This window comes from Halogeometricum pallidum JCM 14848, from assembly GCF_000337095.1.
Lineage (GTDB): Archaea > Halobacteriota > Halobacteria > Halobacteriales > Haloferacaceae > Halogeometricum > Halogeometricum pallidum.
Genome location: NZ_AOIV01000041.1, coordinates 178919 through 195977 on the forward strand (window position 1 = coordinate 178919; position 17059 = coordinate 195977).

Annotated in this window: 19 protein-coding genes and 1 pseudogene; 8 read left to right on the plus strand and 12 right to left on the minus strand. The window is 68.0% G+C overall.

The genetic code is table 11. The features are described from left to right. Positions 1-35: 35 nt before the first annotated feature. The 4 genes from C474_RS17190 to C474_RS17200 all read right to left on the minus strand — a co-directional run bounded on the left by C474_RS17190 (position 36) and on the right by C474_RS17200 (position 2669). Entirely contained in the window at positions 36-803 is a 768-nt protein-coding gene (locus tag C474_RS17190) for an endonuclease V (RefSeq protein WP_008389113.1), read from the minus strand. 3 nt (positions 804-806) lie between these two features. After that, entirely contained in the window at positions 807-1724 is a 918-nt protein-coding gene (locus C474_RS17195) for a rhomboid family intramembrane serine protease (RefSeq protein WP_008389114.1), read from the minus strand. 150 nt (positions 1725-1874) lie between these two features. Next, a complete protein-coding gene (locus tag C474_RS22715) occupies positions 1875-2015 on the minus strand; it encodes a hypothetical protein (RefSeq protein ID WP_169330572.1) in 141 nt (46 codons plus the stop codon). Positions 2016-2135: 120 nt separating this feature from the next. Next, complete coding sequence (locus tag C474_RS17200; RefSeq protein WP_008389115.1) at positions 2136-2669, minus strand: inorganic diphosphatase; 534 nt, start codon at positions 2667-2669, stop codon at positions 2136-2138. A 311-nt stretch (positions 2670-2980) separates the two neighbouring features. Here C474_RS17200 and C474_RS17205 point away from each other — a divergent pair, with 311 nt between their 5' ends. Further along, complete coding sequence (locus C474_RS17205; protein WP_008389116.1) at positions 2981-3337, plus strand: PadR family transcriptional regulator; 357 nt, start codon at positions 2981-2983, stop codon at positions 3335-3337. Positions 3338-3361: 24 nt separating this feature from the next. On the opposite strand, the gene C474_RS17210 is transcribed toward C474_RS17205, so the two are convergent. Both C474_RS17210 and rnhA read right to left on the minus strand, forming a co-directional pair. Beyond that, positions 3362-3994, minus strand: a complete 633-nt coding sequence (locus tag C474_RS17210) for a DUF7108 family protein (protein ID WP_008389117.1) — start codon at positions 3992-3994, stop codon at positions 3362-3364. Beyond that, positions 3987-4580 carry a ribonuclease HI gene (rnhA, locus tag C474_RS17215; RefSeq protein ID WP_008389118.1) on the minus strand — a complete coding sequence of 198 codons (594 nt, stop codon included), beginning with the start codon at positions 4578-4580 and terminating at the stop codon, positions 3987-3989. Before rnhA ends, C474_RS17210 begins: the two co-directional genes overlap by 8 nt. Positions 4581-4769: 189 nt before the next feature. Here rnhA and C474_RS17220 point away from each other — a divergent pair, with 189 nt between their 5' ends. From C474_RS17220 to C474_RS17240, 5 genes are all read left to right on the plus strand, one after another. Next, positions 4770-5306, plus strand: coding sequence for a metal-dependent hydrolase (locus tag C474_RS17220; RefSeq protein ID WP_085944960.1), 537 nt, complete (start codon positions 4770-4772; stop codon positions 5304-5306). 70 nt (positions 5307-5376) lie between these two features. Continuing rightward, positions 5377-7188, plus strand: a complete 1812-nt coding sequence (locus C474_RS17225; RefSeq protein ID WP_008389120.1) for an ABC transporter substrate-binding protein — start codon at positions 5377-5379, stop codon at positions 7186-7188. A gap of 112 nt (positions 7189-7300) precedes the next feature. After that, positions 7301-8305 carry a transcription initiation factor IIB gene (locus tag C474_RS17230; protein WP_008389122.1) on the plus strand — a complete coding sequence of 335 codons (1005 nt, stop codon included), beginning with the start codon at positions 7301-7303 and terminating at the stop codon, positions 8303-8305. A gap of 165 nt (positions 8306-8470) precedes the next feature. Continuing rightward, a complete protein-coding gene (gene nreA / locus C474_RS17235) occupies positions 8471-9736 on the plus strand; it encodes a DNA repair protein NreA (RefSeq protein WP_008389124.1) in 1266 nt (421 codons plus the stop codon). 37 nt (positions 9737-9773) lie between these two features. Further along, on the plus strand, positions 9774-9962 hold the full coding sequence (locus C474_RS17240; protein WP_152421701.1) for a hypothetical protein: 189 nt from the start codon (positions 9774-9776) through the stop codon (positions 9960-9962). A gap of 33 nt (positions 9963-9995) precedes the next feature. Here C474_RS17240 and C474_RS17245 read toward each other — a convergent pair whose 3' ends face one another. From C474_RS17245 to C474_RS17255, 3 genes are all read right to left on the minus strand, one after another. Next, the gene (locus C474_RS17245; RefSeq protein WP_008389128.1) at positions 9996-10445 is read right to left on the minus strand and encodes a DUF302 domain-containing protein; all 450 of its coding nucleotides are present in this window, start codon (positions 10443-10445) and stop codon (positions 9996-9998) included. Between the two features lie 68 nt (positions 10446-10513). Further along, entirely contained in the window at positions 10514-11203 is a 690-nt protein-coding gene (locus C474_RS17250) for a CPBP family glutamic-type intramembrane protease (RefSeq protein WP_008389131.1), read from the minus strand. A gap of 20 nt (positions 11204-11223) precedes the next feature. Continuing rightward, positions 11224-11523 (minus strand): DUF5789 family protein, encoded by a 300-nt coding sequence (locus tag C474_RS17255; protein WP_008389133.1) that lies wholly within the window; start codon positions 11521-11523, stop codon positions 11224-11226. A gap of 184 nt (positions 11524-11707) precedes the next feature. Between C474_RS17255 and C474_RS17260 the strand changes: the two are divergent. Beyond that, positions 11708-12726: pseudogene (locus tag C474_RS17260) on the plus strand (DUF7139 domain-containing protein). A 37-nt stretch (positions 12727-12763) separates the two neighbouring features. On the opposite strand, the gene C474_RS17265 reads toward C474_RS17260, so the two are convergent. From C474_RS17265 to C474_RS17275, 3 genes are read right to left on the minus strand one after another with little or no spacing between them, the layout of a single operon-like run. Next, complete coding sequence (locus tag C474_RS17265) at positions 12764-13288, minus strand: DUF5615 family PIN-like protein (protein WP_008389135.1); 525 nt, start codon at positions 13286-13288, stop codon at positions 12764-12766. Further along, a complete protein-coding gene (gene polX / locus C474_RS17270; RefSeq protein WP_008389137.1) occupies positions 13288-15036 on the minus strand; it encodes a DNA polymerase/3'-5' exonuclease PolX in 1749 nt (582 codons plus the stop codon). The genes C474_RS17265 and polX overlap by 1 nt, the downstream gene beginning before the upstream one ends. Next, positions 15036-15476 carry a DUF5788 family protein gene (locus tag C474_RS17275; protein ID WP_008389138.1) on the minus strand — a complete coding sequence of 147 codons (441 nt, stop codon included), beginning with the start codon at positions 15474-15476 and terminating at the stop codon, positions 15036-15038. Before C474_RS17275 ends, polX begins: the two co-directional genes overlap by 1 nt. 222 nt (positions 15477-15698) lie before the next feature. On the opposite strand from C474_RS17275, the gene C474_RS17280 reads away from it, so the two are divergent. Beyond that, complete coding sequence (locus C474_RS17280; RefSeq protein ID WP_008389140.1) at positions 15699-17048, plus strand: alkaline phosphatase family protein; 1350 nt, start codon at positions 15699-15701, stop codon at positions 17046-17048. Positions 17049-17059 lie beyond the last annotated feature (11 nt).

A 17059-nucleotide genomic window follows, 5' to 3' on the forward strand; every position in this document is an offset into this window, starting at 1 on the left:
CGTCGAGTTAATAGTTCTTCAGTCGCGTCGCCCCGTTAAGCGTACTCGCCCTTCGCCTCGTCGGCGTAAGCGTCGGCCTCGCGAGTCGGTTCGGGGAGCTTGTATCCGCCGCAGAGCCGCGAGACGAGTTCCGTTGCCGTCGGCACCGACACGCGGTGGCCCGGGCTGACGTACAGCGGGTTGATTATCGGTTCGGAGTCGTACTGCCGGGACTGGTAGGCGTGCCCGATTCGATCCTCGGGCGCGGCGTTCTCGACGGAGCTATCGGCCACTACGTCGGTCCGCCAGCCCTCGGGCCGCCCGTCAACGTCTTCGGCCGTGCGCCCGCACAGCAGGTTCTTCGCCACGCCGACGCTCGGCACGTCGAAGACGACGCCGAGGTGCGTGGCGAGGCCCGCCTGTCGGAAGTGGATGCGACCGCTGCCGTCGAAGACGACGAGGTCCGGGTCCGACGACAGTTGCTCGAAGGCGGCGACGATGGGGCCGCCCTCGCGGAACGACAGCAGCCCCGGAATGTACGGGATATCGAGGTCCGTCACCGCGTGGACGCGCTCGACCACTTCGCCGCCGCGCATGAGCACGATAGCGCTGACCGCCTCCTCGCCGAGGAACGCCTGGTCGACGCCGGCGACGAGGGGCCTCTCGCCCGTCAGCGACGCCTCGGTGCCCAGCGAGACGTTCGCGGGGTCGAAGTCGAACGCGTCGGTCCAGTCGGCGGCGTCGGCCACCTCGAACTGGAGGTCCTCCATCTCCCCGCGGTCGAGCGCCGGGTCGGGGAGGAACTCGGGGTTGGCCGGGCGCACGGTTCAGAACCGCCCTCCCGGTCCGCCCATGCCGCCGCCGCCGCGGCCGAACTGGAGCGACTCGGGCGTTCTGACCTCCCGTTTGATACGGACGCCGTAGAGCAGACCGACCACCAGTCCCGCGAGGTGGGCGAGGTGGGCGACGTTGCCGCCCAGGGCGCCGACGCCGCCGCTGACGCCGAACCCGGCGACGATGCTGAACGCGGCGAAGCCGAACGTCAGCACCCACAGCGGCATCGGGATGACGAAGTAGAGGTACACTCTGAGGCTCGGGTTCAGAATCGTGAGCACGCCGAGGACGCCCATGATGGCGCCCGAGGCGCCGACGACGCCCGCACCGACCGCCCCGACGGTCAGGAGCGTGCTCGTCACCTGCGCGAGGCCCGCGAGGATGCCCGCGGCGAAGAACAGGAGGACGAACCGCTTGGTGTTGATGTAGCGTTCGACCACCGGGCCGAAGAAGTACAGCGCGATGCTGTTGAACGCGATGTGCGTGAAACCGCCGTGGGCGAACATCGAGGTGAGCCACGTCCAGACGTAGCCGATGTGTCCCGGTCGGAGGACGAACACGGTCTGCCAGAGTTCGGTCCGCGGACCGAAGCCGAGCACCGGGAAGAGGAAGTACTGGAGGGCGAAGGTAATCCACATGAGGCCGAGGAACACGTAGGACATGTTCCCGCGGACGTAGCTCATCGGGCCACCCGTGCCGGTGAGGCGGTCGAGCGCCCCCTTCGTCCGTCCCCCCTGGTTCACCGAGTCGTCGAAGCCGCTGTCGAACACGCCGGAGGGGTCGTTCCACTCCGAGAGTCCCGGGCAGTCGTGGTTCTCCGGTAACCGATGTTCCGTGCAGAACGTCCGCCCGCAGCGCCGACACTGATACGGGAGGTTCTCGTGCTTCCCGCACTTGTCGCACGTAGCCATTGCAGGGGCTAATCGTCGGTGGCTAAAAGGGGTTCCCCTCGTTCGGCGGTTACTAACCCCGCTCGGGCGGCGGAAAGCGGACCCTACGCGGGTGTCCGAGCGTTCGGTCCGGTCGAGCAGGCGTCCGAAAACGGTTGGGGACTGCGCACGCTACGCCGTCCCGTCGCCGTCCTTGCCCGCCTCGACGGCGCCTTCCCCGTCTGCGTCGTCAGCGTCCGCACTCTCGGGGTCGAAGTTGCGCGGAACGACCGTCGCGTGCGCGATGCCGAAGGTGGATTGTTTCGCTGCCATCTCTACGTGCATCTACGAACGTGAGGGTCTAAAAATTACCCATGCGCATAATTCATTGGCGGCGTGCGCCGTGATAACTCGCGGACATGCGAGCGGAGCGGAAAACGGCTCCGTCGGGCGTTACGCGAAGTTCTCTTCGTAGAGGTCCATCGCGTGTTCGATGGCGTCCTTCGCGGCGTCGGCGTCCTCCCAGCCCAGGGTCTCCACTTCCTTGCCCTTCTCTAAGTTCTTGTACGTCTCGAAGAACTCGGCTATCTCGCGCTTCTGCTGTTCGCTGAGGTCGTCGAGGTCCTGCACGTCGTCGTAGCGCGGGTCCTCGGTGGGGACGGCGATGACCTTGTCGTCCTTCTCGCCGTCGTCGTCCATGCCCATCAGGGCGACGGGGCGGGCCTCGATGATGCACCCCGGGAACGTCTGATCCTCGACGAGGACGAGGACGTCGAAGGGGTCCTCGTCGTCGTAGTACGTCTGCGGCATGAAGCCGTAATCGGAGGGGTAGTGGACGTTCGAGTGGAGGACGCGGTCGAGGACGACGCCGGGGATATCCTTGTCGTACTCGTACTTGTTGCGTTCGCCCTTCAGACACTCCACGACCGCGTAGACCACGTCGGGCGCGTCGGGACCGGTCTCGATGTCTTCCCAGAGGTTAGTCATGCGTCTCTCCCGTCGGACAAGGCGGAAAAAGTCCTTTCGCATTTCGAAGCGTCCGACGGCCGGACCGAACACGACCCGACCGGGACCGTTTCCACCGATATCACCGTGCCACCTAAAATAGATATTCTCCCAAGATTATTTCCGGAGTATCGGTTGTCCGGATTGTCAGACTCCAAACAGCCGTCCGTAGGCGTTTGAGTACATATCTGTACACCGTACTCCCGAGTTCTTCTTCGAAGCACCCTGTTGTAATCGGCGAACCAAAGCGTCAGTTGAGAAGGGTTAAGTAGTTAGGTGACATTTTTGCAACTATGTCAGAGGCACAAACAGTTGACAGCTCCGGACTGGCTCGCGATCTGACCGCGTTCCAGCAGAATATCCTCGTCATTCTGGCCGAGGAACCGATGTACGGACTCGCGATCAAACGAAACCTCGAAGACTACTACGGGACCGAGGTCAACCACGGGCGCCTGTACCCGAACCTCGACGACTTAGTCGAGATGGGACTCGTCGAGAAGAGCGAACTGGACAAGCGGACGAACCAGTACGAACTGACCGAGAAGGGCCACGACGCGGTGCTCGATCGCTTCGCGTGGATGCTCGATAAGTTCGTCACCGACGAGACGCGCGCCGACGAGGTTCGCGAACTCATCGACGCCAACCTGTAGCGGCGACCGAAGGGAAAGAGTTCTTCAGAACTCGGGCACGTCCGCTTCGGCGACCTCGAACACGAGTTCGACGCTGTCGCGGACGATCGACTCCTGCTTTTTTGACGGCCAGGCGTTGCGCGGATAGTACTCGCTCAGGAACTCCTCCACCTCGGCGCGCGAGGCGGTGTCCATCCGGCGCACGTAGTGATTACCCATGAAGTCCGCGAAGACGCGGGCGTTCGCCGCGTGGACGGCGCCGTGTTCGGCCTCGACGGCGTCGACGAGGTCGGCGTTGTGTTCCTCGACGGCGTCCCAGTCGCCGTCTACGTCCGCGCCCGTCAGCGGAATCTCGTACGCGCGGTCGGTGTCGTCGATGCGGTCGGTCCGGACGGTGTCGCCCGCCATCCACTCGGCGGGGTGGAGCACCAACGTCTCGTCGGCGTCCCGGACGCGCGCTCTGAACTCGTGGTCCGCGAGGACGTCGTCGCGTCGCTCCCGGTAGGCGGCCGCCTCGTTCCCGTCGACGGCGTCCCGCGCGAGTCGCGTGAGTCGCTCCGCGGCGTCGACCGCCGCCTCGGGCAGTTCGCCCGCCTCGTCTCCCCCGGCGACCGGCGCACCGCGGTCGGCCGCCTCTGACACGCTGTTCTCCTCGCCGCGGTCGGTCTCTTCAGGCATGGTCGAGGGCCTCGTTCGCCAAGGAGTCGGCGCGGTCGTTTATCTCCCTCGGGACGTGTTCGAGCGTCCAGCGGTCGAACCGTTCGAGCAGTTCGCGGACCCGGACCCGGCGTTCGCGGAGTTCCGGGTTGTTCGCGTCGTACTCCCCGCGGACCTGCTTGACGATCAGTTCGGAGTCGCCGCGCACGTCCACCTCCTCGAAGCCGAACTCCGCGGCGGCCTCCAGTCCCCGGATGAGCGCCTCGTACTCGGCGCGGTTGTTCGTCGTCTCGCCGATGGTCTCGGAGCCCTCGCCGACGATGCCGTCGGAGTTCACGATGGCCCATCCGACCGCCGCGGGACCGGGGTTGCCGCGACTCGCGCCGTCGAAGTAGACGTGCGCTCGCCCGCCCGACTTCCTGAGAAGCGCCAGGAGGTCGGTCGGACGCGCGCCCTGGACGACGACCTTGTCGTCGTAGGCGACGGCGTTGGCGCCGCCGCGGGAGGCGCGCCAGCGTTCGTACTCCGTGTTCCCCTCCTCGACGCTGACCCCCGCCTCCTCCAGTCGCCGTCGGGCCTCCTCGGGGTCGCAGTCTGCTGTCGGCATACCCGTCCCTTCGACGGCGCCCCTAAAGCGGATTCGCTCTTCGTCGGGCGGGTCGGTCGACCCGCTCGGTCAGAATTGTTATGTGAACCCGTGACAGTCCTCAACCATGACCGACGAGACAGCCGTCGTCACTGTCGCGCGTAGGTCTTCCCGCCCGCCGGAGACTCCCTCGCGGACGACGTCCGGGAGGTGGTGACCGTGGTCGCCGACGGCGTCCACGTCCTGCTCGGCGTCTCTCTCGTCGTCTCGGTGCTGCGCACCCGACGGGCGGAACCCTACCTCGTCGCCATCCTGGCCGCCAGCGTCCCGGACCTGGACAAGTACCTGTTCACGCCGTTCGTCTACGCCGGCTACCTCTCGGGCCCCCTCTGGACGCACCGCGGCATCACGCACTCCCTCCTGGCCCTCCTCCTGTTCGTTGGCGCCGCCCACCGCGTCGGCCACTGGCGGGCGGCGGCCCTCGGTTACGGTTCCCACCTCGTCGCCGACTACCTCACCGGCGCTATCCGGCTGTTCGCCCCGTTCACCGTGCGACTCTACGGCCTCTACTACGATTGGATGCTCGGCAACGTCGTCGCCGGGTCGTTCGCGGTGGTCGTCACCCTCGTCGGCTTGGCCGCCATGCTCCGACTCGACGCTGACGCTGACGCCGACGCCGCCACCGGGACCGGCGCCGTCGGCGTCGACGACCCGTTCGGCCGGTTCTCGCGGTGGTGGTTCCGATGACGGTTCCGGCGACGGGATGCTCGGGGGGGTCACAACGCCTATGGACGGAGGAGCTGAACGTTCCGGGCCGATGACGGAGTCGTCGATGCCGGCGGTCCGACGCCGGGCGCTGTTGGCCGCGGCGGGCGGGGCGGCCGCGTTCACCGGCGGGTGTCTCCGGCGAGTGCGGCGGTTCGTCGACGGGGACGCGCCCCGGCGAGTGCGAGTGCGCGTCGCGACCCTCCCGCGCGACACCGACCCGTACGCCCGCCGCATCGCCCGCCAGGTCGCGGAGTGGCTCCGGGCCGCCGGCGTCGGGGCCACCGTCGTCCCGATGGCCGAAGAGGAACTGTACCGCCGCGCGCTGCTCCGCGAGGAGTTCGACCTGTTCGTGGCGCGCCTCCCCTCGCAGTTCCGGCGGCCGGACGCCCTCTACCCGTTGTTGCACTCCCGGTTCGTCGACGGGCCCGGTTGGCAGAACCCGTTCGGCTACGAGAACGACCGCGTGGACGAACGACTCGACGCGCAGCGACGGGCGTCCGGACGGCGACGCCTGCGATTGGTGCGGGAACTGCAGTCGACCGTCGCCCGGACGCAACCGTTCACGCTGCTCGGCGTCCCCGACGACGTCAGGGCGGCCCGGCGGACGGCGTACACGGGGTGGCGGGGGGTCGACCTCCGGTCCCCCCTCGGCTACCTGTCGCTGGAGCGGACGACGGGGACGACCGAATCGCGCGCCGGCGGCCGGCGCCGCGACGACACCCTCCGACTGGCGGCGACCGACGAACGGCGGACGGCGAACCTCAACCCCCTGTCGGTCGCACACCGGAGCGACGGCGTCCTCACGGGACTGTTGTACGACCCGCTCGGGTACGCCACCGGCGAGGGCGTCGAACCGTGGCGCGCCGACTCGTGGACGCTCTCCGACGACGACGCCCCGGTCGGCCGCGTGCGACTCCGCGAGGGGACGACGTGGCACGACGGGGAACCGTTCACCGCCGCGGACGTGGCGTTCACCTTCGAGTTGCTCTCGGACACGACGCTCGGGGAGGGCGCGGGCGACGGCGACGACCCGGTTCCCGCCCCGCGATACCGCGGATTGACCAGCCTCGTCGACGAGGTGGTCGCCGAGGACGAGACGACGGCGGTGTTCCGATTCGTCGAGTGCGTGCCGAGCGTCGCCGTCCACGCGTTCACCGTCCCGGTCCTCCCCGAACACGTCTGGCGCGAGCGGACCGCCTCGGTCTCCCGGGAGGGCGAGGCGGACCCGACGACCGAGGCGCTGACGGCGGACAACGTCCCCCCCGTCGGGAGCGGTCCGCTCCGGTTCTCCGGGAACACGCCGGGCGAGGAGGTAGTGCTCGAACGCTTCGACGACCACTTCCTGACCGGGGAGGCCCCCCCCGAGACGTTGGCCCGACGGGTCGGCGGCGTCCCCTTCGAGCGGTTCTCCGTCCGGGTCGTCGGCACCGGGATCACGGCCGTCGAAACGGTCGCCGGCGGCGAGGCGGACGCGACGGGGACGCCGGTCGGCGCCGACGCCGTCCCCCGAATCGGCCGCTCGGACGCCCTCGAACTCCTCGTCGACCGCTCGCCGTCCCCCTACATCGTCGGCTACAACGCCCGCCGGCCCCACCTCTCGGACCCTCGGTTCCGCCGCACGCTCGCGCGACTCTTCGACTCCGAGCGCGTCGTGGAGGCGATATTCGACGGCTACGGGCGGCCCGCGGTCGGTCCGCTCTGGGACACCCGCTGGTACCCGGAGGCGTTCGAGTGGACCGACGGCAACCCGGTCACCCCCTTCCTCGGGAGCGACGGCGACGTGGACGTCGGGCGCGCGAGGGAAGCGTTCCGGTCGCTGGGATACCGGTACGAAGACGGCGTTCTCGTGGTCGACCGGTGAGGCGATTTTCGCGGTCCGAATCCGCCGCTGACGGGCCTCGGGGGGGCGTTCTCTCCGCCTGCCGATTCGTCCAAGGATTTAACTTTGACGCGATACCGAGTATAAAAATGCGATGACACGGCCTACTCGCCAGCGGGAGCGAGACGGTGATCGAGTACGATGGAACCGCGAGCGTCGGGACGAGGGCGCCGCTGAAGAGCAGACGGAAGAGGAGAACGAGGACGACATCGACTTCGAGGACATGGACGAGGAGGACCTCGTCCGGACCGGCGACGGGGAACTCATCCACGAACCGACCGGCATCGTCGTCGAGGAAGAACAGATAGACCCCGGCCCGGAGTGGCGGGCGTTCAACCACTCCGAGCGCCAGTCGAAGTCCCGCGTCGGCGCGCCGACGACGCAGACGATGCACGACAAGGGACTGACGACGACCATCGACTGGAAGGACAAAGACGCCTACGGGCGCTCTATCTCCTCGCGGAAGCGCTCGCAGATGCACCGCCTCCGCAAGTGGCAAGAGCGCATCCGGACGAAGGACGCGGGCGAGCGGAACCTCCAGTTCGCGCTCTCGGAAATCGACCGGATGGCCTCCGCCCTCGGCGTCCCGCGGTCCGTACGGGAGGTCGCCTCGGTCATCTACCGCCGCGCGCTGAACGAGGACCTGATTCGGGGGCGCTCCATCGAGGGCGTCGCCACCTCCGCCCTCTACGCCGCCTGCCGGAAGGAGGGCATCCCGCGCTCGCTCGAAGAGATTTCCGACGTCTCCCGGGTCGAGCGAAAAGAGATTGGACGGACGTACCGCTACATCTCCCAGGAACTCGGGCTGGAGATGAAGCCCGTCGACCCGAAGAAGTACGTCCCGCGGTTCTCCTCGGAACTCGAACTCTCGAAGGAGGTGCAGTCGAAGGCCAACGAGATAATCGAGACGACGGCGGAGAAGGGTCTGCTCTCGGGGAAGTCCCCGACGGGGTACGCCGCAGCCGCCATCTACGCCGCCTCCCTGCTCTGTAACGAGAAGAAGACCCAACGAGAGGTTGCAGACGTAGCGCAGGTGACCGAGGTCACCATCCGGAACCGGTACCAAGAGCAGATAGAGGCGATGGGCATCCACGGCTGAGGACCCGTCCCGTTCCGACGACGCGTCGCCGACCCCGACCGTTCTCGGCGGCGACGGACGCTCGCGAACGAGCGATTCCGTGCGGTCCCGATTTACTTCGATTCTCCGCGTTCGGCCCGTCCGCGACAGGTTCAAGCGGGTCGCGCGGCTAGAAACGTCGACCAGATGCGCCTCGACGAGTACATGGACATCGCGGCGGAGTCCGAACGCGCGAAGCGACGCCGCCTCGCCCAGGAGAAGTCCTACGACATCCTCGAGCACTTGGAGGACTTCCAGCACCGCTTCGAGGAGACGGTGCAGGGCGACTCGCTGTTCGGGAGCGTCTCGCCGTCCATCTTCGTCGGCGCGTCGAACTACCCGAACGTCTCGACGGGCATCCTCTCTCCCGTCGGCCGCGAGGACGACGCCGCGAGGTACGAGACGTCCGCCGGGTGGTACGAGGAGGGCGTCTCCATCGAGGACGTGTTCCGGCGCCGCACGAGCCTCCTGAACTCGAACCGGCCGACGGAGGTGCAGAACGTGAACGACGCGTGGGACGGCTTCCTCGGCGTCCAGCGGGAGGTCGCCATCGCCGACCGACCGGTGAGCGTCGAAATCGGTCTCGACGGCCGCCCGGACGTGGACTTCGACGTGGGGCGCGACGACATCGCCACGCCCACCGGCCCGCGCGCCCGAGCGAGGTCCGCCGACTTAGCGGAGAACCCGCACGTCCCCCGGCCCGTCCAGAAGACGCTGGAGGACGACGACTGGAACGCACAAGGGGCGATGAACTACCTGTATCGCCGGGGGTTCGACGTGTACGACATCAACACCATCCTCTCGGCGGGGGCGCTGGGACAGGGGGAGAATCGAAGACTCGTCCCTACGCGGTGGTCCATCACGGCCGTCGACGACACTATCGGGCAGTTCTTACGAGGAAGAATCCGGACCAACCCGAGCGTCGACGGGGTGGAGATTCACCGCAACGAGTTCCTCGGCAACGCCTTCTGGGTGATTCTCGCCCCCGGCGACTGGGAGTTCGAGTTGGTCGAGATGAAGGCCCCGGGCAGCGTCTGGAACCCCGACCCCGAGGCGGGGATGTGGCTGGCGGCCGACGGCGAGGGATTCGAGGGCCGCACGGGATACGTCGAGGAGACGGCGGGCGCGTACCACGCCTCCCGCCTCGGCGCGTTGGAGTATCTCGACCGGCGGGACAGGCAAGCGAAGGTGCTCGTCCTCAGACACGTCTCCGACGATTACTGGGGACCGGCGGGCGTCTGGCAGGTCCGCGAGTCGGTCAGGGACGCCTTCGAGGGCGAGTCGGCCACCGCCGAGACGTTCGCCGCGGCGGTCCGGCAGGTGACGGAGTACCTCCCCGTCTCGACGAACGACCTCCGGCGGAAGTCGACGATGGCGTCGGGACTCCAGACGAGCCTCGGCGACTACTCGTAGACGAACGCCTTTTCCGATGCCCGCCGCTCTCGCCGGTATGTTCACGCTCGTCCTTCAGGTCGGCTTCCCCGGCGGCGCCGGAGCGCTGCTCGCTTTCATCCTCTACGGCCTGTTCGCGCTCGTGCCCGTCAGCGCCCTCCTCGCGATCGCTTACTTCGTCTACCAGATTCGAGAGGACACGAACCGCATCGCGGACTCGCTCGAACGACTCGAAGAACGCGTCTGACCGCCGCGGAAGACGTCGACGAGCGAGGCCGGCTTACTCCCCGTCGAGGTTCGAGAACGCCTCGTCGGCGAGTCGTCCCGTCTCGGCGATGATGTCGTCCATCTCCTCGTCGTCGGGAGCGAGGCCGACGAGGCGACCGATGCGCATGATGCTCACGTGGTACACCGTCTGGACGCCCGGTTCCTCCTCCCAGACGATGACGTTGCAGGGGAACAGTCCGCCCATCCGCTTCTCGGAGGCGTCGAGAACCCTGTCGGCGATAGTGGGGTTGCAGGCGCCGAGGACGTAGTAGGGGTCCCTGTCGGCCTCGACTTTCTCGTTGAGCAACTCGGAGGGTGAGAACTCGACGGGGACGCCGAATCCGGCGTCGACGAACGTCTCGCGGACGTGTTCTATCGCGTCCTCGTGGTCCATCCGGAGCGTCGCTCGCTTCTCGCCGATGTCGCCGTCCGAGAGCGCCTCGGGGTCGATTGGGAGCGTCATCGCCTCCGGCTACGGCGCCGTCGGGGGAAAAGCTACGGGAGTGTCCGTCCCGCGCACGACCCGACGGTTCAGAGCGGAATCGGAAGCCAGCGGAGCCATCCGACCACCGTCTCCGTGGGGATGAGCGGGTCGTGCAGGACCAACCAATCGAGCAGTGCGAGACCGAGGCCGTGCGCGACGATGGAGGGGAGAATAGAGTCGCTGTCGTAGTCGACGGCGCCGAACAGCACGTCCGTCGGCGCCGAGAGGACGAGTTCGATGGGCGGCTTGCCGACGTGGTGAAGCGCGTAGACGACGGGGCTGATGAAGACGCTCTTGAATCCGAACTCCTCGCTCACGCCGACGCACAGCAGGCCGCGGTAGTACGTCTCCGCGGCGACGACGACGAGCAACTGCTGGAGGGCGTGCGGGACGAACTCCCCGAGGGCGAGGCTGGTCTGCCACATGGGGTAGTACGCCCTGACGCTCGGGAGCGACGACCCGACGACGTAGAACGGGAGGACGAACGCCGAGACGAGAAGCGTGTTGCGGAGGGCGCGTCGGTTCACCCGCCACCCGAGGTTGCGGCCGTGGGTGATTGCGAGGGCGACGGGGAAGACGATGAAGACGACGGCGTCGCGGAACGCCCGGTAGGTGAGGTTCGACGGCGGCACGGTCCACGTTCCCCACAGCAGGGCGAGAAACAGTCCAGTCAGTAGCGACTTTTGAAGCCACGAGAGGTCGGCCACCGAATCGCGAAGCCGCGAGACGCCGAACACCGAGAACGCCCTTCGACCGCCTACGTCGTCTTCCGCTTCGTCTCGACGGGACCGTTCCCGACGACGGACTCAATCTCGTCGACGAACTCCTTTCGCGTCTCGAAGTAGGAGACGTCGACGTCGTCCAGCACGTCCGAGAGCGTCTGCGGGCCCGACGGCGTCCGGATGACGGCGTCTCCCTCCTTGTCGAGGAGGCGTGATCTCTCGCGCGGCCACGTCAACCGCGAGGCGACCCGGGCGAGCGGTTGGCCCTCGACGGGCGTCTCCTCGCCGAGTTCGACGACGGGTCCCTCGTTTTCGTCCTCGTCCTCGTCTGCCATATCGTGCGCTTTGCCACCGCCGGCAATAATCCCTTCGACACGGTCGCACTCCCGCGACACCCCGCGCCGGCCCCCGACAGTCGAACGGCTCTACAAATCAGATGCCGTGAGGTTGCGGAGTGAAGACAGGTGTCACACGAGCGTCTGACGCACCGTTTTGTGTGCGGGGACTATACACACGCGCATGACCAGTCTCTCGGAGGCTTATCACACCGGAGAACGCGCGGGGCCGAGCCTCCGGCGACTGTCGCTCGGACTGGGGGTGTTCCTCGTCGGCGTCGCTCTCGTCGTCGCGGGAATCGTCGTCGCCACGACGGACCTGCTCCTCGGCAGCATGACGCTCGGGGGGGTCCGCGAACTCGGCGGCATCCTCGCCGGCGTCGGCGTGCCGATGGTGTTCCTCGGTATCTTCGCGGTCNTGCCACGACGGACCTGCTCCTCGGCAGCATGACGCTCGGGGGGGTCCGCGAACTCGGCGGCATCCTCGCCGGCGTCGGCGTGCCGATGGTGTTCCTCGGTATCTTCGCGGTCACCCCGTCGAGTCGACTCACGAAAGCCGCGGCCGTCGTCGGCGCGGGCATCGCCTTGGTAGGCGTCGCACTGTTCCGGTACGCGTACCCCTGCCGGTGGTCCGGGGCGACGGGGTGCCCCGCCGGGTACGGGGACCTGACGCTTCTGACGGTAGGCATCTACTTCCTCGGCGCGCTGACGACGTTCTGGTGTCTGTTCGTCGGCGTCGCCAACTTCAAGACGCGAAACGCGCCGGGCGGCACCGCCACGGTGCAGGTGACGAAGAAGGGCGAGACGCGGTACGTGGAAGTCGACCGCTCGCGCGGCCTCGGCGGCATCGGCTTTCTCGGCGGCACGCCCGACTCGGAGGCGGAGACGCAGACGGCGCGGGACAAGCGGGCGACGGAGACGGGCACCGTCTCCGACGGCGGCACGGACCCCGAACCCATCACCTCGCCGCGGGGGACGGGCGGAACGCGGAGTCCGGAGGGGTCGCAGGGACCCCGTTCTCCGTCCGACCGGTCGCAGCCTCGGTCCCAGTCGTCGCGGCCGGCGGACGTCTACTGCGGCAACTGTGCGCACTTCGACTACGTCCGCACCGACGACGGCATCGTGCCGTACTGCGGCTATCACGAGGAACTCATGGACGACATGGAGGCCTGCGACCGCTGGACGTCGCGGAGCGAGCGGTAACCCGCCCTCTCTTCTCTTCCGCCATTCGCCTTCGCGTTCACCCGACGGCGTCCAGTCGCTCCGCCACGTCCGTCCAGTGGCTCCCCCGCCAGAACACCTGCTCGCAGTCCCGGCACCGCCAGAGCGGTCGTTCCGCGGGGTCGGGCGCGTAGTCCGGAACCGACTCCCCGGCATCGACGGGGGCGACCGGGGCGTTGCACGACCCGCACCGCGTCGGCCGGTCGCCGAGTTCGACGGGGTAGCCCGCCGCCGCGAACTCGGCGAGTTGGTCGGTCACCGCCTTCGAGGAGAGGAGGACGCTCCGATCGGCGCGTGCGGCGAGGCGTCGGTCGCGGGTCACCAGCGTTCGGCCCTCCTCGCGCGCCCAGTCGAGGACGGCGTCGTCGCCGGGGTCCGGGCCGTCGTCGAGGACGTAGGCGGCGTCGTAGCCGCACATCCGCAGGTACGTAGCTAGTTTTCCGAGCATCGAATCGAGGAGGAGCGAGTCGATGTCGGCGTCGACGCCGGAAACGTCGGCGCCCTCGGCGCCGCTTCCGCCCTCGCCCGCGGACGGGTCGGACATCAGTGGAGGAACGAGCGCAGGTCCTCGACCGCCCGCGCGTTCAGCAGGTCGTCGGCCTCGCACCACCCGCGTCGGGCGGTGTGGACGCCGTATCGCACGTAGTCGAGGCTTCCGGGGGCGTGCGCGTCGGTGTTCGTGATGACGGTCGCCCCCGCGTCGATAGCGACGCGCGCGAGTTCGCCGCGCAGGTCGAGTCGGGCCGGGTCGGCGTTGATTTCGAGAGCCGTGTCGTTCGCCGCGGCGGCCTCCGCGACCCGTTCGAGGTCGACGCCGAGGCCGGGTCGCTCGTTGATGAGGCGGCCGGTGGGGTGACCGAGGACGTCGACCGAAGGATGCTCGACGGCTCTCACGAGCCGCTCAGTCGCCGTCTCGCGGTCCTGCCCGAGGGCCGCGTGCGGCGAGGCGACGACCACGTCGAGTTCGGCCAGCACGTCGTCGCCGACGGAGATTCCGCCCTCGGCGTCGACGTTCGCCTCGACGCCGTGGAGGAGTTCGAGGTCCGCGTCGGCGGCCGCCCCCTCGACCGCGTCCGCCTGTTCGCGGAGTTCGTCGTCCGAGAGGCCGACGCCGCCGACCATGCCGGGCCCGGTGGCGTGGTCGGTGACGGCGTAGTAGTCGTAGCCTCGCTCCTCGGCGGCGGCGACCATCTCCTCGAGGGGGTAGCGGCCGTCGGACCAGTCGGTGTGGGTGTGCAAGTCGCCGCGCACGTCCCCCGATTCGACCAGCGTCGGGAGCGTCCCCTCCTCGGCGGCCTCGATTTCGCCGGCGTCCTCGCGGAGTTCCGGCGGTATCGGCGGGAGGTCGACGGCGGCGTACATCGAATCCTCCGTCTCGCCGGCGACTCGCTCGCCGACGCGCTGACCGGCGTCGGGGTCCGCCACGTCCGAGACGTCGAACACGCCGTACTCGTTCATCTTCAGCCCCCGTTCGATGGCGACGTTCCGGACCCGCCGGTTGTGCTCTCTGTTCCCGGTGAAATACTGGAGGGCGGCGCCGAACTCCTCGGGAACGACGACGCGCAGGTCGACGCGGATGCCGTTCGACCGGACGCTCGCCTTCGACTCCCCGGCCTCGATGACGTCGTTCGCCGCCGGCCAGTCGACGAACGCGTCGACCACCGCCGCCGCCTCCTCGCTGGCGACGAGAACGTCCACGTCTCCGATGGTGTCGCGCCAGCGCCGAATCGACCCGGCGACGTCCGCCCGTTCCACCGCGCCGTCTGCGCGGAGGTACGCCAGCGCGTCGTCTGCGAGCGGTCGGGCGTCGCCGAGGCGTTCGCGTTCCTGGGCGCGCCGGGCGAACGGCACGTTCTCCCGGATGTTCTCCTCCGTCTTCGGACCGAACCCCTTCACCTCGCGTATCCGCCCCTCCTCGGCGGCGGCTTCGAGTTCGTCGAGCGTGGTGATTCCGAGCGCCTCGTACAGCGAGGCGACCGTCTTCGGACCGACGCCTTCGACGCTCGTCAGCGCCGCCATGTCGACGGGGAGTTCCGCTCGGAGCTCCTCTAACTCCGCTATCTCGCCGGTCTCGAAGTACTCGACCACCTTCGAGGAGATGGCCTCGCCGACGCCCTGAATCTCCCCGACGGCCTCTTGCCCCTCCGCGGCGAGTTCCTCGACGGGTCGGGCGTGCGCCCGGATATTCTCGGCGGCGCGGCGGTACGTGTTCGGCTTGTAGGAGACGTCTTTGGCCTCCAAGAGGTCGGCGAACTCCTCGAACAGCGACGCCACCTCGTCGTTTCGGCTCATCACCTCCCCCCTCGGCTCGCGCCGCCGCTGTCGCGGCCGAGCGCCTGCTTCAGGAAGTTCATCCAGCGCTTCTGGTCCTGCGCCTCCTGCAACTGCGCCTCCTGTTCGAGGTCGGCCGGGCGCAACTGCTCGAGGGCGTTCAGCGCCCGGTCGATGCCGACGATGCTCTCGGCCAGTCGCTCGCCCTCCTCGTAGCTCACCTCGTTGTCCTCGATGCGCTGGAGTCGTTCGAGGCGTTCGCGCCGGAGGTTCCGCTTCGCCGTCTCGACCCCTTCGCGTTCGCCCTCCGGAATCGTGTCGCGTCGCTTTATCTCGAAAACGAAATCGCGCAGTTCGACCTCCTCGCCCTGCACGTCGACGGCGTCGGGGATGTCCACGCCCACCGTCGCGCTCTCGCGGTTAACCCGTTCCAGCAACTGCTTTCGCTCGAACTCCTTCACGGTTGTCGTCGCCGAGTACGGACGGGCGACACTTCGCTCCTTCGCCCCGAGCGACGGCCGCCGTCGCTCCGGCCCGGTTGGCTCCGATTCGACCGCTCCGGTGGTTCCCCGGCCCGATTCGCTTCGCCGCCGCCCAGTCGACCGTTCCCGCTGCGTCGCAGTCACCGGCAGACGTTCGGACGTAGAAGAACCTTCTTATGGCGTCTCCGCGGAAGGAGTGGTATGGGTTTGTTCGACCGACTACGCGGGCAAGACGACCCGCGTGTCGCCTTCATCGGAATCGACGGCGTTCCCTTTAGTCTCCTCGCCGACAACCCCGACGAGTTCCCCAACATGGCGGCCCTCGCGGACGCGGGTAGCGCCGGCGCGATAGAGAGTATCGTGCCGCCGGAGTCCTCGGCGTGTTGGCCCTCGCTCACGACGGGTGTCAACCCCGGGGAGACCGGGGTGTACGGCTTTCAGGACCGCGAGAACGGCTCGTACGACACGTACGTCCCGATGGGGCGCGACGTGCAGGCGACCCGCCTCTGGGACCGCGTGACCGACAGCGGACGCAAGGCGACGGTGATGAACGTCCCCGTGACGTTCCCGCCGCAGCGGAACGTCCAGCGCATGGTCTCGGGATTCCTCTCGCCCAGCGTCGACAAGGCCGCCTACCCCGACGAGTTCCGCGACTACCTCGACTCGATGGGCTACATCATCGACACGAACGCGAAACTCGGGCACAAAGACGACAAGACCGAGTTCGTCGAGAACGCCCACAAGACCGTCGACAAGCGTTTCGAGGCGTTCACGCACTATCTCGAACAGGACGACTGGGACCTCTTTTTCGGCGTGTTCATGACGACCGACCGGGTCAATCACTTCCTGTTCAAAGACTACGAAGACGGGACGCCGGATAAAGAGAAGTTCATGGAGTTCTACCGCAAGGTGGACGACTACCTCGGCGAGATCCGAGAGACGGTCGCCGACGACGTGACGCTCGTCGTCGCCTCCGACCACGGCTTCACCTCGCTCGACTACGAGGTCCACTGCAACGCGCTCCTCGAAGAGGAGGGGTGGCTCTCGTACGACGACGACGACCACGAGCAACTGGACGACATCTCCGACGACACGCTCGCGTACTCGCTCATCCCCGGCCGCTTCTACATCAACCTGGAGGGCCGCGAACCGCGCGGCGCCGTCCCCGAGGACGAGTACGACGAACGCCGCGACGAACTGAAGGAGATGCTCGAGAACCTCGAAGGCCCCAACGGGCGGAAGGTCGCGGACCGCGTCGTCGAGAAGGAGGAGGCGTTCCGCGGCGACCACGACGACATCGCCCCGGACCTCGTCGTCGTCCCGAACCACGGCTTCGACCTGAAGTCCGGGTTCAAAGGCGCCGACGACGTGTTCGGACAGGGCCCCCGAAACGGGATGCACAGCTTCGACAACGCGTCGCTGTTCGTCGACGACCCCGACGCGGCCATCGAGGACGCCGACCTGTTCGACATCGCGCCGACCATCCTCGACCTGATGGAGGTCGACTACAGCCGCACCGACTTCGACGGCGCCAGCCTGCTCACGCAGTAACGCCGCCGTTC